Source organism: Pseudomonas kielensis (genome assembly GCF_030505375.1).
Taxonomy (GTDB): domain Bacteria; phylum Pseudomonadota; class Gammaproteobacteria; order Pseudomonadales; family Pseudomonadaceae; genus Aquipseudomonas; species Aquipseudomonas kielensis.
Genome location: NZ_CP130043.1, coordinates 2,467,671 through 2,489,072, shown reverse-complemented (window position 1 = coordinate 2,489,072; position 21,402 = coordinate 2,467,671). Strand labels below are relative to the sequence as shown.

The 21,402-nt window shown below is 62.3% G+C and carries 18 protein-coding genes; 7 read left to right on the top strand and 11 right to left on the bottom strand.

Annotated features, from left to right (window positions below):
• Positions 1-15: 15 nt before the first annotated feature.
• From Q1W70_RS11515 to argE, 6 genes are all read right to left on the bottom strand, one after another.
• The gene (locus tag Q1W70_RS11515) at positions 16-981 is read right to left on the bottom strand and encodes a sulfonate ABC transporter substrate-binding protein (RefSeq protein ID WP_302098833.1); all 966 of its coding nucleotides are present in this window, start codon (positions 979-981) and stop codon (positions 16-18) included.
• Between the two features lie 90 nt (positions 982-1,071).
• Positions 1,072-1,665, bottom strand: coding sequence for an NADPH-dependent FMN reductase (ssuE, locus tag Q1W70_RS11510; RefSeq protein WP_095164700.1), 594 nt, complete (start codon positions 1,663-1,665; stop codon positions 1,072-1,074).
• A 347-nt stretch (positions 1,666-2,012) separates the two neighbouring features.
• Positions 2,013-2,651: a peroxiredoxin gene (locus tag Q1W70_RS11505; protein ID WP_302098832.1), complete on the bottom strand. Its 639-nt coding sequence runs from the start codon at positions 2,649-2,651 to the stop codon at positions 2,013-2,015.
• 284 nt (positions 2,652-2,935) lie between these two features.
• Positions 2,936-4,309, bottom strand: coding sequence for an OprD family porin (locus Q1W70_RS11500; RefSeq protein WP_166589194.1), 1,374 nt, complete (start codon positions 4,307-4,309; stop codon positions 2,936-2,938).
• Positions 4,310-4,793: 484 nt separating this feature from the next.
• Positions 4,794-6,092, bottom strand: a complete 1,299-nt coding sequence (argA, locus tag Q1W70_RS11495; RefSeq protein WP_166589195.1) for an amino-acid N-acetyltransferase — start codon at positions 6,090-6,092, stop codon at positions 4,794-4,796.
• 134 nt (positions 6,093-6,226) lie between these two features.
• Positions 6,227-7,375, bottom strand: coding sequence for an acetylornithine deacetylase (gene argE / locus Q1W70_RS11490; RefSeq protein WP_182342803.1), 1,149 nt, complete (start codon positions 7,373-7,375; stop codon positions 6,227-6,229).
• 156 nt (positions 7,376-7,531) lie between these two features.
• Between argE and Q1W70_RS11485 the strand changes: the two genes are divergently transcribed.
• Positions 7,532-8,899 carry a CYTH domain-containing protein gene (locus tag Q1W70_RS11485; protein WP_166589197.1) on the top strand — a complete coding sequence of 456 codons (1,368 nt, stop codon included), beginning with the start codon at positions 7,532-7,534 and terminating at the stop codon, positions 8,897-8,899.
• A gap of 67 nt (positions 8,900-8,966) precedes the next feature.
• On the opposite strand, the gene Q1W70_RS11480 is transcribed toward Q1W70_RS11485, so the two are convergent.
• Positions 8,967-9,440: an Lrp/AsnC family transcriptional regulator gene (locus tag Q1W70_RS11480; protein ID WP_166589198.1), complete on the bottom strand. Its 474-nt coding sequence runs from the start codon at positions 9,438-9,440 to the stop codon at positions 8,967-8,969.
• A 125-nt stretch (positions 9,441-9,565) separates the two neighbouring features.
• Here Q1W70_RS11480 and Q1W70_RS11475 point away from each other — a divergent pair, with 125 nt between their 5' ends.
• The 5 genes from Q1W70_RS11475 (at position 9,566) to Q1W70_RS11455 (ending at position 13,666) form a co-directional block, all read left to right on the top strand.
• Positions 9,566-9,904, top strand: a complete 339-nt coding sequence (locus tag Q1W70_RS11475) for an ACT-like domain-containing protein (protein ID WP_166589199.1) — start codon at positions 9,566-9,568, stop codon at positions 9,902-9,904.
• A 139-nt stretch (positions 9,905-10,043) separates the two neighbouring features.
• Positions 10,044-11,825, top strand: a complete 1,782-nt coding sequence (gene tfpB, locus Q1W70_RS11470; RefSeq protein ID WP_302098831.1) for a type IV pilus assembly ATPase TfpB — start codon at positions 10,044-10,046, stop codon at positions 11,823-11,825.
• Positions 11,826-11,895: 70 nt separating this feature from the next.
• Complete coding sequence (locus Q1W70_RS11465) at positions 11,896-12,816, top strand: SPFH domain-containing protein (protein WP_159998499.1); 921 nt, start codon at positions 11,896-11,898, stop codon at positions 12,814-12,816.
• Positions 12,817-12,826: 10 nt separating this feature from the next.
• Positions 12,827-13,276 (top strand): NfeD family protein, encoded by a 450-nt coding sequence (locus Q1W70_RS11460; protein ID WP_166589201.1) that lies wholly within the window; start codon positions 12,827-12,829, stop codon positions 13,274-13,276.
• A 72-nt stretch (positions 13,277-13,348) separates the two neighbouring features.
• Positions 13,349-13,666, top strand: a complete 318-nt coding sequence (locus Q1W70_RS11455; protein WP_166589202.1) for a DUF2388 domain-containing protein — start codon at positions 13,349-13,351, stop codon at positions 13,664-13,666.
• Positions 13,667-13,728: 62 nt separating this feature from the next.
• Here the strand turns inward: Q1W70_RS11455 and gcvP are convergent, their stop codons facing one another.
• On the bottom strand, positions 13,729-16,602 hold the full coding sequence (gene gcvP / locus Q1W70_RS11450) for an aminomethyl-transferring glycine dehydrogenase (RefSeq protein WP_182342807.1): 2,874 nt from the start codon (positions 16,600-16,602) through the stop codon (positions 13,729-13,731).
• Positions 16,603-16,753: 151 nt separating this feature from the next.
• Here gcvP and Q1W70_RS11445 point away from each other — a divergent pair, with 151 nt between their 5' ends.
• Positions 16,754-17,893 carry a DegT/DnrJ/EryC1/StrS family aminotransferase gene (locus tag Q1W70_RS11445; protein WP_302098889.1) on the top strand — a complete coding sequence of 380 codons (1,140 nt, stop codon included), beginning with the start codon at positions 16,754-16,756 and terminating at the stop codon, positions 17,891-17,893.
• A 69-nt stretch (positions 17,894-17,962) separates the two neighbouring features.
• Here Q1W70_RS11445 and gcvH read toward each other — a convergent pair whose 3' ends face one another.
• From gcvH to Q1W70_RS11430, 3 genes are all read right to left on the bottom strand, one after another.
• Complete coding sequence (gcvH, locus tag Q1W70_RS11440; RefSeq protein ID WP_182342808.1) at positions 17,963-18,346, bottom strand: glycine cleavage system protein GcvH; 384 nt, start codon at positions 18,344-18,346, stop codon at positions 17,963-17,965.
• 51 nt (positions 18,347-18,397) lie between these two features.
• Positions 18,398-19,480 carry a glycine cleavage system aminomethyltransferase GcvT gene (gene gcvT, locus Q1W70_RS11435; protein WP_159998509.1) on the bottom strand — a complete coding sequence of 361 codons (1,083 nt, stop codon included), beginning with the start codon at positions 19,478-19,480 and terminating at the stop codon, positions 18,398-18,400.
• A gap of 155 nt (positions 19,481-19,635) precedes the next feature.
• A complete protein-coding gene (locus Q1W70_RS11430; protein WP_302098830.1) occupies positions 19,636-21,252 on the bottom strand; it encodes an ABC transporter permease in 1,617 nt (538 codons plus the stop codon).
• Positions 21,253-21,402 lie beyond the last annotated feature (150 nt).

Genomic DNA, 21,402 nt, shown 5'->3' with positions numbered 1-21,402 from the left:
CCTTGGAAAGTCGAACTACTGGGTTTTGGCAATGGTCGCCGGCGGGGTCCAGATCACGTCTTTGATGCTCAAGGGTTTAGGGATCAACTTGAGCTGGTAGAAGCTGTCGGCGATCTTCTGCTGCGCCGCGACCACTTCCGGCGTCAGGAAGTGCGCGCCGTAGCCCTGGCGTTTCACCGAGGTCAGGGTGATGTCGGCGGGCAGGCCGAGCAGTGGCGCCACCTGTTTGGTCACATCCTCGGGGTTGGCCTGGGACCACTCACCGACAGCGCGGACTTCATCCACCAGGGTCTTGATCACGGCCGGGTGCTGCTCGGCGTAAGGCTTGGTGGCCAGGTAGAACTGATGGTTGTCGACGATGCCTTTGCCATCACGCAGGGTGCGGGCCTGCAGTTGCTGTTCGGCGGCGGCCTGGTACGGGTCCCAGATCACCCAGGCGTCGACGCTGCCGCGCTCGAACGCTGCGCGGGCATCGGCTGGGGGCAGGAATACGGTCTGAATGTCGCTGTATTTGAGGCCGGCGTCTTCCAGGGCGCGCACCAGCAGGTAGTGCACGTTGGAGCCCTTGTTGAGCACGACTTTCTTGCCCTTGAGATCCTGTACCGATTGGATTGCCGAGTCCTTCGGCACCAGGATCGCTTCACTGTGGGGAGCGGGTGGCTCGTAGGCGACATAGAGCAGATCGGCACCGGCGGCCTGGGCGAACACTGGCGGGGTTTCGCCGGTCACGCCGAAGTCGATGGAGCCGACGTTCAAACCTTCGAGCAGTTGCGGGCCACCGGGGAACTCAGTCCATTGCACGTCGACGCCTTGGGCGGCGAGGCTTTTCTCCAGGGTGCCCTTGGCTTTGAGCAGCACCAGGGTGCCGTATTTCTGATAGCCGATACGTAGGGTCTCGGCCTGGGCTTGAGTAATGGCGCCGAAGGACACAGCCGCAGCAAACAGAGCGACCAGACCGCGACGCAAAATGACAGGGCGCATGGCGCTCTCCTTTTTGCAGTGGGGTTGTGGCTGCACCTGCTTGCCCGTTAGCGGGCGAGTAAGGCCAGTACTTCAGATTTCGGGTGGGACTCAAATGCTCCAGCGAGCACTCAACAAACGTTCATTCAACAGGTGTGGATCAAGTGGCTTCGGGCGGCGGGCCATGGCGCTGAAAAACTGCTCCAGGGCTTCGTTCAAGCGTTGCTCCAGCTCCGGTGCCAACTTCGCCTGGGCACTGCCTTCGCCATAGGCGATCTGGTTATCTTCGGCAAAGATGCCGTGCAGCATTTCCTGGGCCTTGAGTGCCGACAGCACCGGCTTGAGCGCGTAATCCACCGCCAGCATGTGAGCAATACTGCCGCCCGTAGCCATCGGCAGTACCACCTTGTGGCTCAGGGCGCGTTCAGGCAGCAGGTCCAGGACGGTTTTCAGTGCGCCCGAAAAGGACGCCTTGTAGACCGGCGTGGCGATCAGCAGCCCATCGGCATTGGCAATCTGTTGCAGCAGGTCGATCACCTTCGGGCTGTCGAAGCGGGCATGCAGTAAATCTTCGGCCGGGAAGTCCCGTACCTGGTAACTCACCACTTCCACACCCTGTTGTTGCAACCAGCGCTGGGAGCGATCCAGCAGCACCCCGGAACGGGAGCGTTGGCTGGGACTTCCTCCGAGTGAGACGACCAGCATTACCTTGATTCCTTGCATGTAGTGGGCGATTCGCAACTTGCGATCTCGCGGTGATGGAGTGACCTTAACAGGTGATTCATATATCTATAAATCATATTTATTCATTTGTTTATACTCAAAATGAATATTAAAAACCGCCCGGGCGCAGGCAAAAAAAGGCCGTCGAAACGGCCTGAAAACCCCTGCTTTGTGATTCTGGTTCACGCGGATTGTTGCGGCGGTCAATCCGACCCCATCGCGGGCAAACCCGCTCCCACAGGATGTGCGCGATGCGTTGTGGGAGCGGGCCGGGCGGCGTTCCGCTTGCCCGCGATGGGGTGGTAAGGCGCGCCACAAAAGCTGGCGGATTACCGGTTCGGCTGCGGCGTCAGGCGCAGGTAGGGCTTCACCGCGCGGTAACCTTTGGGGAAGCGCTGGGCGATCTCTGCTTCGTCCTTGAGCGAGGGCACAATCACCACTTCGTCACCGTCCTGCCAGTTGGCCGGCGTGGCCACCTTGTAGTGGTCGGTGAGCTGCAGCGAGTCGATCACCCGCAGGATTTCGTTGAAGTTGCGCCCAGTACTGGCCGGATAGGTGATGGTCAGCCGCACCTTTTTGTTCGGGTCGATCACGAACAGCGAACGCACGGTCAGGGTGTCGTTGGCGTTCGGGTGGATCAGGTCGTAGAGGTCCGAGACCTTGCGGTCGGCGTCGGCCAGGATCGGGAAGTTGACCAGGGTGTCCTGGGTTTCGTTGATGTCTTCGATCCAGCGGTGATGCGAATCCACCGGGTCGACGGACAAGGCAATGGCCTTGACCCCGCGCTGGGCAAACTCGTCCTTGAGCTTGGCGGTAAACCCCAGCTCCGTGGTGCACACCGGCGTGAAGTCCGCCGGATGGGAAAACAGCACGCCCCAACTGTCGCCCAGCCACTCATGGAAACGAATGATGCCGGCGCTGGAATCCTGTTCGAAATCGGGGGCGATGTCGCCCAGTCTGAGGCTCATAGTGCTGCTCCTGATGAGTGCGGAATGAGCCTACTGTGCCTTGTCTTTTTCCCAGTTAAAAAGAATAAATATCGATTTATTTAGAACTTAAACGAATATTAAATATCTGTTCACTGGACGCCTGCGCCCGCAGCGCCCACGCTGGCGCCCAAGGTTCGAGAAGGCCTTGAGTTGCGGTAAAAGAGGGAAGCCGGCAGACACACGGGGGTGGGTCTACCGGTAAACAAAAGCCCCGCCAGGCGCAATGCCTGGCGGGGCTTTTTTTATCAGTCTGGCGAGCGCTGTTACAACAGCGGGATCGAGTAGCTGACGATCAGGCGGTTTTCATCCTGGTCGCGTTGACCCGGGATGTCGTTGCGCCACATGGCGTTTTTCCAGGTCAGACCCAGGTTCTTCAGCGGGCCCTGCGGAATCACGTAAGCGACGGTCAGGTCGCGTTCCCACTCGCTGGCGCCAGTGGCATTGACTTTGGTCTGTGGCTTGGTGGTGCCGACGTTACCCGAGGTGTCGATGTTGTCGCCACGCAGGTAAACGATGCCCGCGGTCAGGCCAGGCGCGCCCACTTGAGCGAAGTCGTAGGAGTAGCGAGCTTGCCAGGTACGTTCGCCAGCACGGGCAAACTTGGCAATCTGCATGTCGGTCGTCAGGTAAGCCGACGAGCCATCACCCTGGTTCAGCCAAGGGAAGTCGCTGTCGCCGTTGCTGACCTGGTAACCGCCACCGAAGGTGTGACCGGATACCGTGTACAGCAGCAGGCCGCTGAACAGGTTGTTGTCGACCTTGCCCTTGGTGATGCCGGTGCCGTAGTCACCGGTGGTGTAGTAGGCCGGATCGTGGCCGTTGGCACCGTCATCGCTGCTGTTGAAGTAACGGAAGTCCGACTTCAGCACGCCCGGGCCGATTGCCCAGTTGTGTACCAGGCCCAGGAAGTGTTGCTTGTAGAAATCGTCCAGGTTGCCGTAGTAGTACTGTGCGGTCAGGTCCTTGGTGATCTTGTAGTCACCGCCGCCGTAGATGAACTTGTTGCTGTCGCGACCGCTAGCGGTTGGGCTGTTGGCGCCAGCAATCGACAGTTCTTCGTTGTTGCTGGAGTTACGACCTTTGGCGTGCTCGATCTGGCCACCGACCAGGGTCAGGTCCTTGATCTCGTTGGTGGTGATCTGGCCGCCCTGGAAGGTTTGCGGCAGCAGGCGACCGTCGTTGGTCACGATCACCGGCAGTTTTGGCTGCAGGGTGCCGAGCTTCAGTTCGGTCTGGGAAATCTTGGCCTTGGCGGTCAGGCCCAGGCTGGAGAAGTTGTCCACGGCTTCACCGTTGGACTTGCTCGGGAACACAGTGCCGCCGTAGGAAGTTGCGGTGGCGCCGTTGGTGCCGCCGCCGGAGTCCAGCTTCACGCCCACCAGGCCGATGGCATCCAGGCCGAAGCCCACGGTGCCCTGGGTGTAACCCGAGGTGAAGCGCAGATCAAAACCTTGGCCCCATTCTTCCTGCTTGCTCTGTGCACCAGCGGCTTTGGCGTTGTTATCGCGGTTATCGGTGTTGATGTAGAAGTTACGCAGACCCAGGGTGGCCTTGCTGTCTTCGATAAAACCGGCGGCGCCTGCCTGCTGCGCGACAACCCCTACGGCCACTGCCAGGGCCAAGGTGGACTTGTTCATGTTTCACTCCTCTCGTTTCTAATTTTTGTGTTTCTTGGTCCAAGGTCTGATGCCCCGGATCCACAGATGCGCGATTAGCGCCAGAGCGTGACTGCCAAGTCAATCGTAACAAGGCGTGTCTACGACCAAGGTCTAACCGCATGATTCGGTCAGTTCAGGTTAATGAATTTTCCATAAACCCAAAAAGAATTATTTCGTCGTTTTTCATACGATTCGGGAATATAGCAAATCCACATTCGCCGAAGCGAACGCCAGTGGCTAATTACGAAACGGTATTTGTCGGAACGCCCTTAGATCTTTTGTTTGAAAAGACCTTCATCAATCGTCAATCACGATCAAAAACGCGACTCTATTGGGCGAAGCGCGCATCATCCAAGGGGATTGTTACAGTTTGTGTATCGGGTGAAATATTTTCTCACTCGGGCACACGGCAGCTGTCAGCCCCGGCCTTTGGCAACAAAAACCGGGGCATCAGCAGGAGAGGTCAGAGGGCTTTTTCGAAGATTTTCGAGTTGCGCTGGTAGTTGTACAGCGAAGCCCGCGCCGACGGCAGGCGTTCGACGCTGCTGGGTACAAAACCGCGCTCGCGGAACCAGTGCGCGGTACGCGTGGTGAGGACAAACAGCGTCTTGAGGCCTTGGGCGCGGGCCCGGTTTTCGATCCGTTCCAGCAGTTCATCGCCACGCCGCCCGTGCCGGTACTCCGGGTTCACGGCCAGGCACGCCAGCTCGCCAGCGTCCGAGTCGGCAATCTGATACAAGGCCGCACAGGCGATGATCATCCCTTCGCGCTCGACCACACTGAACTGCTCGATCTCGCGCTCCAACACTTCGCGCGAGCGCCGCACCAGGATCCCCTGCTCTTCCAGCGGGCTGATCAAATCCAGCAAACCACCGACGTCTTCGATGGCCGCCTCGCGCAGCAATTCGAACTGCTCCTGGGCCACCAGCGTACCGCCACCATCGCGGGTGAACAGCTCAGTGAGCAGCGCGCCATCTTCGGCATAACTGACGATATGGCTGCGACCGACACCCGCGCTGCAGGCTTGCGCCGCAGCGTCCAGCAATTCGGCCTGGTAGTTGGCCCCCAGGCGCAACAGGTGAGCCGGCACCTGTTGCGGGCGCAGCTCACGGACCAGGCGGCCGTTTTCGTCGATCAGACCCGTTTCGGCGCCGAACAGCAGCAGTTTGTCGGCCCCCAGGTCAATCGCGGCGCGGGTGGCGACGTCTTCGCAGGCCAGGTTGAAGATTTCCCCGGTGGGCGAGTAGCCCAACGGAGACAACAGCACGATGGAGCGTTCATCCAGCAGGCGGTTGATGCCCTTGCGATCGACCCGGCGCACTTCGCCGGTGTGGTGATAGTCGACCCCCTCGAGCACCCCGATCGGCCGTGCCGTCACCAGGTTGCCGCTGGCTACCCGCAGGCGCGAGCCCTGCATCGGCGAGGACGCCATGTCCATCGACAGGCGCGCCTCGATGGCGATGCGCAACTGGCCCACGGCATCGATCACACACTCAAGGGTGGCGGCATCGGTGATGCGCATCCCGTGATGGTAATGCGGGGTCAGGCCGCGCGCGGCGAGGCGGGTTTCGATTTGCGGGCGCGAACCGTGCACCAGCACCAGGCGTACCCCGAGGCTGTGCAGCAGCACCAGGTCGTGGACGATGTTGCCGAAGTTCGCATGCTCGACGCCGTCGCCGGGCAGCATGACGACAAAGGTGCAATCGCGGTGAGCGTTGATGTAAGGGGAAGCGTGACGAAGCCAGTTGACGTATTCGGGCATAACACCTGCACCTGTAATAAATAGCAGCCGAAAAAAGGACGAAACAAAACGCACAGCGGGCTGGTGGTTATCGTCGGAACAGGCTTGGCGACACGCGCGCTCTCCTCATGAATACGGGGGGTTGGCCCCGGGATTTACGCCGGGGTCAGGCAGTAATGTTCGATCAGTTGCCGTAATAGATGCACGGTCGGCGTCAAACGTGACATTTCCAGGTATTCCCCCGGCTGGTGGGCGCAGGCGATATCGCCAGGGCCGAGCACCAGGGTTTCGCAACCCAGGCGCTGAAGATAAGGCGCTTCGGTGCCGAACGCCACTGCTTCGGCGCTATGCCCGGTGAGTCTTTCGGCCACCTGCACCAGTTCCGAATCCTGCGCCTGCTCGAACGGCGGCACCTCGGGGAACAGCGGCGCATAGTCGATCTTCACCTGATGGCGCTCGGCGACCGGCCCGAGCTTCTGGCGAATCGCCTCACGCAGGGCGTTCGGGTCCATGCCGGGCAAGGGCCGCAGGTCGAACTCCAGGGAACACTGGCCACAGATGCGATTGGGGTTGTCGCCGCCGTGGATGCAGCCAAAGTTGAGGGTCGGTTGCGGCACGCTGAACTGCGGGTTGCGGAACTCGCGTTGCCACAGCAGGCGCAGGCCGCGCAGCTCGCCCATCGCGTCGTGCATGGCTTCCAGGGCGCTGTGACCCAGGCGTGGGTCGGAGGAGTGACCGCTCTGCCCGAGGATGTCGATGCGCTCCATCATCACCCCCTTGTGCAGGCGGATCGGCTTGAGCCCCGTCGGCTCACCGATCACCGCCGCCCGGCCCAACGGCTTGCCGGCCGCCGCCAGGGCGCGGGCACCGGACATCGAGCTTTCTTCGTCGCAGGTGGCCAGAATCATCAGCGGTTGCTTGAACGGCTGGTCGAGCAACGGCAGCACGGCTTCGATGGCCAGGGCAAAAAAGCCCTTCATGTCGCAGCTGCCCAGGCCGACCCAACGGCCATCGACTTCGGTGAGCTTGAGCGGGTCGGTCTGCCACAGCGCACCGTCGAAGGGCACCGTATCGCTGTGCCCGGCCAATACCAGGCCGCCAGGGCCGGTGCCGAAGGTGGCCAGCAGGTTGAATTTTCCGGGGCTGACCTGCTGGATGTCACAGGCAAAACCCAGGTCGCCGAGCCAGGTGGCCAGCAAGTCAATGACCGGCCGATTGCTCTGATCCAGGTGAGCTTGAGTGCAACTGACCGACGGTGCGGCGATCAGCGCAGCGAACTGGTCTTTCATGGATGGCAAAGGCATCGCTGACTCCAACTCCCGGATTGAAGTCCATCATAGAACCATCCGGTCACCGGAATAAACCGTCGCGGCGCGCAGGTTTAGTGAGTGCTGTACACTGCACGGCCTTGGCAGCCACACATTTCCCCGGCTGCGCTCCCGATCCTGGATTTTCCGGCCATGCAGAAAGAAACCGAAATCAAACTCCGCGTCAGCCGCGAAACCCTCGCCGCCCTGCGCGAGCACCCGTTACTGAAAAAACGCAACAAAAGTGGCTGGGAACGCCGTGAGTTGATGAATCAGTACTTCGACACCCCAGAGCGTGACCTGGCCCGCGCCAAGGTTGCCCTGCGCCTGCGCCGCGACGGCGAAGAAGTGATTCAGACCCTCAAGACCCGTGGCCAGAGCGTTGCCGGTCTGTCCGAACGCAACGAGTACGACTGGAAGCTGGCCAAAGCCAAGCTCGACGTGAAAAAACTCGACGGCGAATGCTGGCCGCAAGAGCTGGCAGAACTGGACAAAAAAACCCTCAAGCCAATCTTCACCACCGACTTCGTCCGCGAGCGCGCCGAAATCGCCTGGGGTCGCGGCAAGGCCAAGGTGGTCATCGAAGCCGCCCTGGACCTCGGCCACGTGGTAGTCGGCAAGCAGAAAGAAGAAATCTGCGAACTGGAGCTGGAACTGCGCGAAGGCGAGCCGGCGGCATTGCTGGAACTGGCCGCCGAGCTGGCCGCCACCCTGGCACTGATGCCGTGCGACATCAGCAAGGCTGAACGTGGCTATCGCCTGTTCGACGCCCACAGCTATTCGCTGAGCCTGCCAGCCCCGCAACTGAGCTTCGAACTGCCTCTGGACGACGCCTTTGCCGCGCTGGGCTGGTACCTGCTGGGCAGCAGCCAGCGCCTGGCCGAGCAGTATCGCTTCAATGGTCACTGGCGCCTGCTGCAAGACTGGGTCGAGAGCCTCGCCGAGCTGCGCGCCCTGATCGGCAGCCTGGGCCAGGCCGCCCCGCGTCAGTCGACCCACGACCTGCGCGTGGCCCTGGATGCCTTGCTCGAAGACTGGCGCCCGCTGGTGCAGTTCGGCCAGGACGACGAAGACGTGCGCAAAGCCGCACCGGAGCAGTTCCTCGAAGAGCTCGAAGATCCGCGCTGGGGCCAGTTCTCGCTGAACGCCTCGCGCTGGTTGCTGGCCCGCACTTGGACTGCCGAGCGCAACACCCGCGGCAATCGCCAGGGCGCCGCGCAACTGGGCAACTGGTTGCCACGCCTGCTGGGTGAAGAAGCCACTTCGCTGCAATTGCAACGCTACCAGCAACAGCCCGAAGACCTCGCCGAGCAACTGCCGCGCATCGAGCGCATCCAGGCCTGGCTGCACCATGCCCGCGCGGTGCTGGACATCCCGGAAATGGATCGCCTGTACGGTGAACTGAACAAACTGGCGCAATTGGCCAACGAGCCCATCACCGACGAAGCGCTGGACGCACGCAAGCAGCAGGCGATCGCGGTCTATCAGAACCGGGCGTGGAAAATGCTGTTGCGCATGTAACACCGTCAGTGCGAGCCGGCCGCAAGCGGGCGGCTCGCACTGAGGCCCGCCCATTCACCAACAATCTTTACCCCCGCAACACCGGCAGACTCGTCGTCGACTTGATCTCGGACAACGCCACGATCGAGTTCACTTCCTGGATCCCCGGCACCATCGACAGCTTCTCGAAGAAGAAGCGCTCATAGGCTTCAATGTCGGCGGTGACGATGCGCAGTAGAAAATCCACCGCGCCCATCAGCACATAACACTCCAGCACCTCAGGAAAACCGCGAATCGCCTCGGTGAATTCGGTGAAATTGGAACGCCCGTGGGCGTTGAGTTTGACCTCGGCGAAGATCTGCGTGTTGAGGCCGATTTTCTTGCGGTCGAGCAGTGTCACCTGCCCGCGAATCACCCCCTCCTCCTTCATCCGCTGGATCCTGCGCCAGCACGGTGACTGGGATAAACCGACCTGCTCGGCAATTTGCGCGCTGGACAGCGAGGCGTCCTCTTGCAGTAGCGCGAGAATGCGGCGGTCATAGACGTCCAGCTCGCTGTGCATAAATAAACCCCTATATAGGCCATCGATGAATTGCCTGATTCGATATCAAGCCAATATCCCTCATCATAGATAAGAAATACCTGGCCTCGAATGTAAAAATTCCTCCATTGATCTGGAGACCTGCCATGCCCCCGCTCGAAGCCGTCAGCACCCCCTCTAGCCGCGCCGATGCCTGGCATGCCGGCAACGCCCACTGCTGCGTGCGCTACCAGGTGCTCGCCGAAGCCGAACCGGACCTGTTGTGCCGGGCGCTGAACCTGTTTGCCCTGCAGTTACTGATGCCACAAGCCGTGCACATGACCCGCGAGGACGATTTGTTGTCACTCGATATCGTGATCGATGGCCTGAGCTGGCACCGCGCCGAGGTGCTCGCAGAAAAACTACGTAACTTGATCAGCGTCTGCTCGGTCCAGTTGCAACTTGCTGATTCACAACGGCTTGCGCCAGCGCAGGCGGCGGGCTGAGGCTCCCGGCAAAACCTCGCAACGCTTGATCGGGCCAGGCTCGAACGGGTGGCACGGACGGGAACTAGGCTTGGCATTCTGAGCTGCCGACACAGCGATCGACAGCGCCGAATGCAGGGTCATTGCCCAAGGAGTCCGGATGTCCGCTCAACTCGCCCACCAGGATCGCTGGCTGGATTTCAATCAATTGCTGCGCGACCTGACGGCTCAAGGCGTCATCGGCCAGGCCGCGGCCGAACAGGCGCTGAGCGCACGCCGCAGCGCCGCCAACCAGCAGATGCACCCCCTGGAACTGCTCGCCAGCCAGCACCTGGCCGACGCCCTGCACGGCGGTCAACCGCTGGACCTCGAACGCCTGACTCAATGGCTGGCGCATCAGGCCGGCCAGCCCTATGTGCGCATCGACCCGTTGAAAATCCACGTCGCGCGCATCACCCCAGTGATGTCCTATGCCTTTGCCCAACGCCACGCAATTCTCGCGCTGGCAATCGACCGCGAGGCGGTCACCGTGGCCAGCGCGCAGCCCTACGTGCGCAGCTGGGAAGCCGACCTGAGCCATGTCCTGCAATTGCCCATCAGGCGCGTGGTGGCCAATCCGCTGGAGATTCGCCGCTTTTGCGTGGAGTTCTATCGCCTGGCCAAATCGGTCATCGGCGCCAGCCATGGGGATCAGCCGCTCCCCCCGCAGGGCAACTTCGAGCAACTGCTCAACCTCGGCGCCAGTCAGCAGGAACCCGACGCCAATGACGCGCACATCGTCAATATCGTCGACTGGTTGTTCCAGTACGCCTTCCAGCAGCGCGCCAGCGATATCCACATCGAACCCCGGCGCGAACAAGGCACGGTGCGCTTTCGCATCGACGGCGTGTTGCACAACGTCTACCAGTTTCCGCCGCAGGTCACCCTGGCGATGGTCAGTCGCCTGAAAAACCTGGGACGGATGAACGTCGCCGAAAAACGCAAACCCCAGGACGGCCGGGTCAAGACCAGGACGCCAGAAGGCGGTGAAGTGGAATTGCGGCTGTCGACGCTGCCCACCGCCTTCGGTGAAAAACTGGTGATGCGCATCTTCGACCCCCAGGTGCTGCTCCAGGACTTCGATCAACTGGGCTTTGGCGCCGACGACCTGCGCCGCTGGCAGGACATGACCCGCCAGCCCAATGGCATCATCCTGGTCACCGGGCCCACGGGCTCGGGCAAGACCACCACGCTCTACACCACCCTCAAACAACTCGCGACACCCGAGATCAACCTCTGCACCATCGAGGACCCGATCGAGATGCTCGAGCCGACGTTCAATCAGATGCAGGTCCAGCACAACATTGACCTGAGCTTTGCCAGCGGTGTGCGCGCCCTGATGCGCCAGGACCCGGACATCATCATGATCGGCGAAATACGCGACCTGGAAACCGCCGAGATGGCCATCCAGGCAGCGCTCACCGGTCACCTGGTGCTGTCGACCCTGCACACCACCGATGCGCCAAGCGCCATCAGCCGCCTGCTGGAACTGGGCATCGCGCCCTACCTGATCAAGGCCACCGTGCTCGGCGTCATGGCCCAGCGCCTGGTGCGCATCCTGTGCCCGCACTGCAAGGCGCCGCTGGCCCTGGACGCCGACACCTGGCACAGCCTGAACCAGCCCCGGCACGTGCCAGCACCGCAACAGGCGCGTCGCGCCATCGGTTGCCTGGAGTGCCGCGACAGCGGCTATCGGGGCCGCGCCGGGGTCTATGAAATCATGCCGCTGAGCGCCAGCCTCAAGGCCCTGATCAGTACCGACTGCGATCTGCAGGCTATCCGCCGCCAGGCCACTCGGGACGGCATGCGCAGCCTGCGCCTGGCGGGTGCGGACAAGGTCGCGCAAGGATTGACCACCGTCGAAGAAGTGTTGCGAGTCACGCCACAAGCTGAACCAAAGTAAAGCATGTCCGCTGCAAGGCCACGCCGCTACACTCAGGCCTGCACCTTCATTGATTGAATAGGGACTTTTCATGCAAACCGGTAGCGTACTTTTACTTTTCCTCGGCCTGGTGGTCGCCATTCTGTTCATGGGCTTCAAGGTGGTGCCCCAGGGCTACCAGTGGACCGTGGAGCGTTTTGGCCGCTACACCAACACCCTCAAGCCCGGCCTGAACATCATCATTCCAGTGATGGACCGCATCGGCCGCAAGATCAACGTGATGGAAAGCGTGCTGGATATTCCGCCGCAGGAAGTCATCACCGCCGACAACGCCACGGTGCAGATCGACGCCGTGTGCTTCTTCCAGGTGGTCAACACCGCACAGGCGGCCTACGAGGTGAACAACCTCGAACACGCTATCCGCAACCTGCTGCAAACCAACATCCGCACCGTGCTCGGCTCGATGGAACTGGACGCCATGCTCAGCCAGCGTGATGGGATCAACGAAAAACTGCTGCGCACGGTGGACGAAGCCACCGCCCCCTGGGGCATCAAGATCACCCGGATCGAGATCAAGGACATCAGCCCACCCGCCGACCTGATGGCGGCCATGTCCGGGCAGATGAAAGCCGAGCGGATCAAGCGTGCGCAGATCCTCGAGGCCGAAGGCCTGCGGGCCTCGGCGATTCTCACCGCCGAGGGCAAGAAGCAGGCGCAGATCCTCGAAGCCGAAGGCAGCCGGCAGGCGGCATTCCTCGAATCCGAGGCGCGCGAGCGGCAAGCCGAAGCAGAAGCCCAGGCCACCAAGGTGGTGTCCGAGGCGATCGCCAATGGCAACGTGCAGGCGGTGAACTACTTCGTCGCGCAAAAATACATCGACGCCCTGGGCAAACTGGCTTCGGCCAACAACAGCAAAGTGATCCTGATGCCTCTGGAAGCCAGCCAGGTGATCGGCGCAGTCGGCGGTATCGGCGAGATCGTCAAGGCCACATTCGATTCCAAGAAAGCCTGAGGCGCCAGCTATGTGGGCATTCCTGCAACACCTGTCGTTCTGGGATTGGCTGGCACTGGGCACCGTGCTGCTGATCCTGGAAGTGTTCGGCGCCGGGGGTTACCTGCTGTGGATCGGCCTGGCGGCCGCCGCCGTCGGGGTACTGACTTTCGTCCTGCCCGGCCTGTCATGGGAGCTGCAACTGCTGTTGTTCGGCATGCTGTCGATCCTCACCGCGCTGTACTGGTGGTATCGCCAGCGCAGCGCGGTACGGGCCAGCGACCAGCCCAACCTCAACCTGCGTGGCCAGGAGCTGATCGGCAAGGTCTTTGTGGTGCACCAGGCGATTGTCGACGGCCGCGGCAAGGTCAAGGTCGCTGACGGTGTCTGGATGGCCAGGGGGCCGGATACCCCGCAAGGGGCCAAAGTGCGGGTGGTGGGCCTGGAAGGGGTGGTGATCCTGGTTGAACCGGTTGATTAGCGGTCACGGAACTCAGGGGCAGTTTTCCGATCCAACCCGCCAGTCAATCTGAACCCACTGGAGTCACCTTACATGCGTGTCAAACTGGCCGCCGCTACCCTTGCCCTGCTCTCCCTGTCTGCCGGGTCCGCTATGGCCGATACTTTCTGGCGCAATGTCATCTCCTCGGGGGCGACCACCGCCTCCACCTACCTGACCTCCAAGGACCACAAGATGGTGCTTGCCGCCCAGGACGACGCCGGGAGCTTCGTGGCCAGTGACGGCAACATTCGTGGCCCGTTCCTCGAGTCGGCGCTGCAAAAAGTCCGTGCCGAAAACCCAGGTCTGCAGGCCACCGACATGGAATTGGCCAACGCGATCCTGGCCAGCAACACCCTCGCGCAACAGTAACGGATTGCCGAGACCCAAATGCCGCTCCTACGAGCGGCATTTTTTTGCCTGGGAATCAGCCGTTATCGATACTCATCCAGCGGCACACAGGCACAGAACAGATTGCGGTCGCCATAGACGTTGTCGACCCGATTCACCGTCGGCCAGTACTTGTGCGCCCGGGTGTGAGCATCCGGGGTCACCGCCTGCTCGATGCTGTAGGGCCGCTCCCAGACCCCGGTAATGTCCGCCAGGGTATGGGGCGAGCGCTTCAGCGGGTTGTCGTCGGCCGGCCAGTTGCCGTTCTGCACTTCGGTTATTTCCGCACGGATACTCAACATCGCGCCGATAAAACGGTCCAGCTCGGCCTTGGACTCGCTTTCGGTGGGCTCGACCATCAAGGTCCCCGCCACCGGGAACGACATGGTCGGCGCGTGGAAGCCGTAGTCCATGAGGCGCTTGGCCACATCCTCTTCGCTGATCCCGGTCTGGGCCTTGAGCGGTCGTAGATCGAGGATGCACTCGTGGGCCACCCGCCCGTTACGCCCACTGAACAGCACCGGGAAGGCACCAGACAGGTGTTCGGCCAGGTAATTGGCCGACAGGATCGCCACCTCGCTGGCATCGGCCAGTTGCGGGCCCATCATCGCGATGTACATCCAACTGATCGGCAGGATGCTCGCACTGCCCCAGGGCGCGGCGCTGACCGCTGTGTTCTTGGGGTCCGGCCCATCCAGCGGCACCACCGGATGATTGGCCACGAACGGCGCCAGGTGCGCGCGCACGCCAATCGGCCCCATCCCCGGCCCGCCTCCGCCGTGGGGAATGCAAAAGGTCTTGTGCAGATTCATGTGGGACACATCGGCACCGATATCGGCCGGCCGCGCCAGCCCGACCTGGGCGTTGAGGTTGGCGCCATCCATGTACACCTGGCCGCCGTGGCTGTGGATAACTTCGCAGATCGCGCTGATGCCCTCCTCGTACACCCCATGGGTCGAGGGGTAGGTGGCCATCAGGCAGGCCAGCTTGTCGGCGGCCGCTGAGGCTTTGTTCTTCAAGTCTTCCAGGTCGACGTTGCCGGCGGCGTCACACTCGACAATCACCACCTGCATCCCGGCCATCTGCGCTGACGCCGGGTTGGTGCCATGGGCCGATGCCGGGATCAGGCAGATATCGCGCGCGCCCTGCTGACGGCTTTCGTGATACTTGCGGATCGCCAACAACCCGGCATATTCGCCCTGGGCGCCGGAGTTGGGTTGCATGCAGATCGCGTCGAAACCGGTGATCGCGCACAACCAGCGCTCCAGCTCGCTGATCATCAACCCGTAGCCCACCGCCTGCTCTTTCGGGGCAAAGGGGTGCAGGTTGGCGAAACCTGGCCAGGTGATCGGGATCATCTCACTGGTGGCGTTGAGTTTCATGGTGCAGGAGCCCAGCGGGATCATCGACTGGTTGAGCGCCAGGTCCTTGTTCTCCAGTTGCTTGAGGTAGCGCAGCATTTCGGTTTCGCTGTGGTGCGCGTTGAACACCGGATGGCGCAAGTAACCGCTGGTGCGCAACAACCCTGCCGGGATGCCCGAGGCCAGGGCCTGTGCATCCAGTTCGGCCACCTGCAGCCCATGGTCGGCACCGAGGAACACGTCGAACAGTTTGGCCACCGTGCTTTCGTCGCAGCTTTCGTCCAGGCTCAGGCCGACCTGGCCGCGGCCGAGGATCCGCAGGTTGATCTGCGCGGCCTTGGCCGACTCGATGATTGCCGTCTGGCTGCCGCCGACTTCCAGGGTCAGGGTGTCGAAAAACTGCTGGTTGAGCCGGGTAATGCCATTGCGCTCAAGGCCGGCGGCGAGGATGCACGTCAGGCGGTGTACCCGTTGCGCAATGCGCTTGAGGCCCTGCGGGCCGTGGTAGACCGCATAGAAACTGGCAATGTTGGCCAGCAACACCTGGGCGGTGCAGATGTTCGAGTTGGCCTTCTCGCGGCGGATATGTTGTTCGCGGGTTTGCAGGGCCATGCGCAGGGCAACATTGCCCCGGGCGTCTTTCGAGACACCGATGATGCGCCCGGGAATCGCCCGTTTGTATTCGTCACGGCTGGCGAAAAACGCCGCATGCGGGCCGCCATAGCCCATGGGTACGCCAAAGCGCTGGGACGAACCGAACACCACGTCGGCGCCCATTTCACCGGGCGGGGTCAGCAACAACAGGCTCAGCAGGTCGGCAGCCACGCAGGCCAGGGCCTGTTGGGCGTGCAGGTGGTCGATCAGGGGCCGCAGGTCACGAATCTCGCCGTGGGTGTCGGGGTACTGCAGCAGCGCGCCAAACACCTGGTGTTGGGACAAGTTATCCACAGCGTCGACAATCAGCTCGAAGCCAAACCCCTGGGCCCGGGTCTGCACCACGGAAATAGTCTGCGGATGGCAGTTTTCGTCGACGAAGAACAGATTGCTTTTCGACTTGGCCACACGCTTGGCCAGGGCCATGGCTTCCGCCGCCGCCGTGGCTTCATCGAGCAGCGAAGCGTTGGCCAGCTCCAGGCCTGTCAGGTCGATGGTCAATTGCTGGAAGTTGAGCAGGGCCTCGAGCCGGCCCTGGGCGATTTCCGGCTGGTACGGGGTATAGGCGGTATACCAACCGGGGTTTTCCAGCACATTGCGCAGGATTACGGCGGGCGTCAGGGTGCCGTGGTAGCCCATGCCGATCAGGCTGGTCCAGACCTCATTCTGTTCGGCATAACCGCGCAGTTTGGCCAGGGCGCCCTGCTCGTCCAGGGCCGGCGGCAGGTCCAGCGGCCGATTCAGGCGAATGCCCGGCGGTACTGTCTGCTCGATCAACTCGACCCGGCTGCCAAGCCCGAGGCTGTCGAGCATGGCCTGCTGTTCGGCGGCGTCCGGCCCCAGGTGGCGGCGCAGGAAAGCATTGGGATCGCGTAACTGGCTCAAGCTGGGCAACTGGGACATGACGGGCTCTCTCTTGAATGGCGCTCAGCGTCTGTTCAACTCGGTTCTGGCAGCATAGCTGCCCTGTGCGCACGGTATGGTGTCTTCGGCCAATCGGAGCCATTCTGTGCAGCGCATCACCCACGTCCGCCACTCGGGTCACCAGATCGCCATGAGCCAACAGCCTTTTCTGCCGTTTTCCAAACCCGTCATCGATGAAGCCACCATTGCCGCCGTCGGCGATGTCCTGCGCTCCGGCTGGATCACCAGCGGGCCCAAGGTCCAGGCCTTCGAAGCCCAGTTGTCCGAGTATTTCGGCGGACGGCCGGTACGGACGTTCAACTCGGGCACCTGCACCATGGAGATCGCCTTACGCATCGCTGGAATCGGCGCCGGTGATGAAGTGATCACCACACCCATCTCATGGGTGGCCACGGCCAACGTGATTCTCGAGGTCGGCGCCACCCCGGTGTTCGCCGACATCGACCCGATCACCCGCAACATCGACCTGGACCGGCTCGAAGCCGCCATCACCCCACGCACCAAGGCAATTATCCCGGTGTACCTGGCCGGCCTGCCGCTGGACATGGACCGCCTGTACGGTATCGCGCGCAAACATGGCCTGCGCATCGTCGAGGATGCCGCCCAGGCACTGGGCTCCAGCTGGAAGGGGCAGCGCATCGGGGCGACGGGGGACTTCGTGTCGTTCAGTTTCCAGGCAAACAAGAACGTCACCTGCTCGGAGGGCGGCTGCCTGGTGCTGAACAACGCGCAAGAGGCGCGGCTGGCCGAGAAGTACCGCCTGCAGGGCGTGACCCGCAGCGGTTTTGATGGCCTGGACGTGGACGTGCTGGGTGGCAAGTTCAACATGACCGACATCGCCGCCGCCATCGGCCTGGGCCAGTTTGCCGGGATCGAGGCGATCACCGCCCATCGCCGTCTGCTGGCCCAACATTACTTCGAATGTTTTGGCCGTGACTTCGAGGCCCGATACGGTGCACAGCTACCGCCGGCCGATTTCACCCAGAGCAACTGGCACCTGTTCCAACTGGTGCTGCCCGAACGCGCGGACGGCAAGCCGGCACGGGCCACGTTCATGGAAAAGATGCAGGCACTGGGGGTTGGCGTCGGCTATCACTACCCGCCGATTCACCTGCTGAGTCTGTACCGCGAGCGCGGTTTCAAGGAGGGGATGTTCCCGGTGGCCGAGCGCGTTGGCCGGCTGATCGTGTCGCTGCCGATGTTCTCGAGCATGAGCACCGACGATGTCGAGCGGGTGGTTGCGGCGGTAAAAGCAGTTCTACAAAAATGACCCACTGTAGGAGCGGGTGCCCGCTCCTACAGTGGTATTGGGTGCATGCCCCCCCACAGGCGAGCGCGATTATTCGCCGATTGCCGCCTTGTAGCCCGCCGCGTCGAGCAGCGTGTCGAGGTCGGCGCTGTTGCTTGGCTTGAGCTTGAAGATCCAAGCACCGTACGGGTCGGAGTTGAGCAGCTCGGGGCTGGCGCTCAGCTCTTCGTTGATCGCGATCACTTCGCCGGCAACCGGGGAGTAGATGTCCGAGGCAGCCTTGACCGACTCCACCACGCCCGCCTGATCGCCAGCGCCGAACACATTGCCGACTTCGGTCAGCTCAACGAATACCACATCACCCAAGGCTTCCTGAGCATGATCACTGATGCCCACGGTCACGCTGCCATCGGCTTCCAGACGGGCCCACTCGTGACTTTCGGCAAAACGCAGGTCGGCAGGGATATCGCTCATGTTCTGTGTCCTCAAGAAGAAATGTCAGCGGTATTGGCCCGCCGGAAATAGTTAGATCAAGGTTTTGCCATGACGCACGAAGGTCGGTTTTACCACCCGGACCGGGTACCACTTGCCACGGATTTCCACTTCGGCGCGGTCGGCGGTAGCCATCGGTACCCGCGCCAGGGCGATCGATTTGCTAAGCGTAGGAGAGAAACTACCACTGGTGATCTCTCCTTCGCCAACATCGGCGATACGAACCACCTGGTGCGCCCGTAAAACCCCACGTTCTTCAAGTACCAGGCCGACCAGTTTGTGCTGTACGCCAGCGGCAAGCTCGGCCTCCAACGCGGCCCGGCCGATGAACTGACGAGTGGCCGGTGCCCAGGCGATGCTCCAGGCCATGTTCGAGGCCAGCGGCGAAACATCCTGGTGGATGTCCTGGCCATAGAGGTTCATGCCCGCCTCAAGGCGCAGGGTGTCGCGCGCGCCAAGGCCGATGGGGGAAATGCCGGCCCCCACCAGATCGTTGAAGAAGCCAGGCGCCTGACTGGCGGGCATGGCAATCTCCAGGCCGTCTTCACCGGTGTAGCCGGTACGGGCGATGAACCAGTCACCGTCGTATTGGCCTTCGAAGGGCTTGAGTTGCTGGATCAGGGCTCCGCGCGCCTGCGTTACCAGTTCGGCAATCTTCTGCCGGGCGTGCGGGCCCTGGATGGCCAGCATCGCCAGTTCGCTGCGCTCATGCAGTTGCACTTGGTAGTCGCCGACTTGCGCCTGCATCCAGGCCAGGTCCTGGTCCCGGGTGGCGGCGTTCACCACCAGGCGGTAACAGTCTTCCAGGCGATAGACGATCATGTCGTCGACCACCCCGCCCCGCTCGTTGAGCATGGTGCTGTACAGGGCACGGCCGCAGTTGTGCAGGCGCTCGACATCATTGGCCAGTAAGTACTGGAGCCAGGCCTTGGCCTGGGGGCCGCTGACATCGATCACGGTCATATGGGACACATCAAAAACCCCACAGTCGCGGCGCACCTGGTGGTGTTCCTCGACCTGTGAGCCGTAATGCAGTGGCATATCCCAACCGCCAAAATCGACCATCTTCGCGCCGAGGGCGAGATGAAGGTCATACAGAGGCGTACGCTGTCCCATGGGTTTCTCCTTCCGGGCGTGGCGAAGGTGCGGACAGGCGCTTTCTGGTTGAAAGCCTTGAAATAGAAGGCTTTCAGTCAATTTCAGGAGCCTGGTCTGAAGGACGATCCACACCGAATGCCGCGCATTGTAGCCGCATGATGTAGGACTGGCACCTAACCGATTCGCTGAGCCGAGCGCCGGATCAAACCAATCACCGGTAACAGGCCCACCAGAATCAGGGTCAAGGCGGGCAGCGAGGCCCGTGCCCATTCGCCTTCACTGGTCATTTCGAAGATCCGCACGGCCAGCGTGTCCCAGCCAAACGGGCGCATCAGCAAAGTCGCCGGCATTTCCTTGAGCACATCGACGAACACCAGCAGCGCCGCACTCAGGGTGCCGGGCAGCAGCAGCGGCAGATACACTTTGAAAAACAGTCGTGGCCCACTGACCCCCAGACTGCGGGCGGCTTCCGGCAACGAGGGGCGAATCCGCGCCAGGCTGTTTTCCAGAGGCCCGTAGGCCACCGCGATGAACCGCACCAGGTACGCCAGCAGCAAGGCTGACAGGCTGCCCAGCAACAGCGGTTTGCCGGCGCCACCCAGCCAGCTCGACAGGGGCACCACCAGTTCGCGATCCAGGTAACTGAACGCCAGCATGATGGACACCGCCAGCACCGAACCGGGCAAGGCATAGCCGATATTGGCCACGCTGATCCCGGAGCGGATCGCCCGGGTCGGCGCCAGGCGGCGGGCGAACGCCAGCAGCAGCGCGACGCTGACGGTGATCAGCGCGGCCATGGCGCCCAGGTACAGGGTGTGCAGGATCAGCCCGGCATAGCGCTCATCCAGATCGAAGCGCCCGCGCTGCCAGAACCACGCCAGCAGTTGCAGCAAGGGAATGACAAACGCACAGGCGAACACCAGCACACACCAACTGCTGGCCGCCAGCGCCTTGACGCCGTGCAGGTGATAGAGCGCCTTGCCCCGTGGCCGCTCGTTGCTCGCCCGACTGGCGCCCCGCGCACGGCGATCGCCGTACAACAGGAGCATCACCACCAGCAGCAACAGGCTGGCCAGTTGGGCCGCGCTGGACAGGCTGAAGAAGCCGTACCAGGTCTTGTAGATCGCGGTGGTGAAGGTGTCGAAGTTGAACACCGAGACCGCGCCGAAGTCCGCCAGGGTCTCCATCAACGCCAGGGCGACACCGGCACCGATCGCCGGCCGCGCCATGGGCAGGGCCACTCGCCAGAAGGCTTGCCAGGGGGATTGGCCGAGCACCCGCGCTGCTTCCATCAAGCCCTTGCCCTGGGCCAGGAACGCCGTGCGGGCCAGCAGGTAGACGTAGGGATAGAACACCAGCACCAGCACCAGGATCACCCCGCCGGTGGAGCGCACCCGCGGCAGGCGCAGGCCACTGCCGAACCATTCACGCAGCAGGGTCTGCACCGGGCCGGAGAAGTCCAGCAGGCCGACAAACACGAAGGCCAGGACGTAGGCCGGAATGGCAAAGGGCAGCATCAACGCCCAGTCCAGCCAGCGCCGACCGGGGAACTCGCAAAGGCTGGTGAGCCAGGCCAGGCTCACGCCCAGCAACGTGACGCCAACACCGACCCCCAGGATCAGGGTCAGGGTGTTGCCCAGCAGGCGCGGCATCTGGGTGTCCCACAGGTGCGACCAGATCTGCAGGTCGACGCTCTGCCACGACAGCAACAGAACACTCAGTGGCAGCAATACCAGGGCGGCGACAGTGAAAACCAGCGGGTACCAGCGGCGTTGTGCGGGATGGGCCAAGGGAGGTCTCGAAAAAGGCGGGGCCGGGGGTGCGAAGGCTAACAGCTTTGTTTTGCGCAGAGGAGATTGCCCCCTAGGTCCGACACAAAACCTGTAGGAGAGAGCCGGGCGGCGCTCCGTATGCTCGCGATGACTGTGTGCCATTCAACA

Coding starts and splice junctions, on each gene's coding strand:
- Q1W70_RS11515 (WP_302098833.1), bottom strand. CDS start 981: ATGCGCCCTGTCATTTTGCGTCGCGGTCTGGTCGCTCTGTTTGCTGCG.
- ssuE (WP_095164700.1), bottom strand. CDS start 1,665: ATGCTGGTCGTCTCACTCGGAGGAAGTCCCAGCCAACGCTCCCGTTCC.
- Q1W70_RS11505 (WP_302098832.1), bottom strand. CDS start 2,651: ATGAGCCTCAGACTGGGCGACATCGCCCCCGATTTCGAACAGGATTCC.
- Q1W70_RS11500 (WP_166589194.1), bottom strand. CDS start 4,309: ATGAACAAGTCCACCTTGGCCCTGGCAGTGGCCGTAGGGGTTGTCGCG.
- argA (WP_166589195.1), bottom strand. CDS start 6,092: ATGCCCGAATACGTCAACTGGCTTCGTCACGCTTCCCCTTACATCAAC.
- argE (WP_182342803.1), bottom strand. CDS start 7,375: ATGCCTTTGCCATCCATGAAAGACCAGTTCGCTGCGCTGATCGCCGCA.
- Q1W70_RS11485 (WP_166589197.1), top strand. CDS start 7,532: ATGCAGAAAGAAACCGAAATCAAACTCCGCGTCAGCCGCGAAACCCTC.
- Q1W70_RS11480 (WP_166589198.1), bottom strand. CDS start 9,440: ATGCACAGCGAGCTGGACGTCTATGACCGCCGCATTCTCGCGCTACTG.
- Q1W70_RS11475 (WP_166589199.1), top strand. CDS start 9,566: ATGCCCCCGCTCGAAGCCGTCAGCACCCCCTCTAGCCGCGCCGATGCC.
- tfpB (WP_302098831.1), top strand. CDS start 10,044: ATGTCCGCTCAACTCGCCCACCAGGATCGCTGGCTGGATTTCAATCAA.
- Q1W70_RS11465 (WP_159998499.1), top strand. CDS start 11,896: ATGCAAACCGGTAGCGTACTTTTACTTTTCCTCGGCCTGGTGGTCGCC.
- Q1W70_RS11460 (WP_166589201.1), top strand. CDS start 12,827: ATGTGGGCATTCCTGCAACACCTGTCGTTCTGGGATTGGCTGGCACTG.
- Q1W70_RS11455 (WP_166589202.1), top strand. CDS start 13,349: ATGCGTGTCAAACTGGCCGCCGCTACCCTTGCCCTGCTCTCCCTGTCT.
- gcvP (WP_182342807.1), bottom strand. CDS start 16,602: ATGTCCCAGTTGCCCAGCTTGAGCCAGTTACGCGATCCCAATGCTTTC.
- Q1W70_RS11445 (WP_302098889.1), top strand. CDS start 16,754: ATGAGCCAACAGCCTTTTCTGCCGTTTTCCAAACCCGTCATCGATGAA.
- gcvH (WP_182342808.1), bottom strand. CDS start 18,346: ATGAGCGATATCCCTGCCGACCTGCGTTTTGCCGAAAGTCACGAGTGG.
- gcvT (WP_159998509.1), bottom strand. CDS start 19,480: ATGGGACAGCGTACGCCTCTGTATGACCTTCATCTCGCCCTCGGCGCG.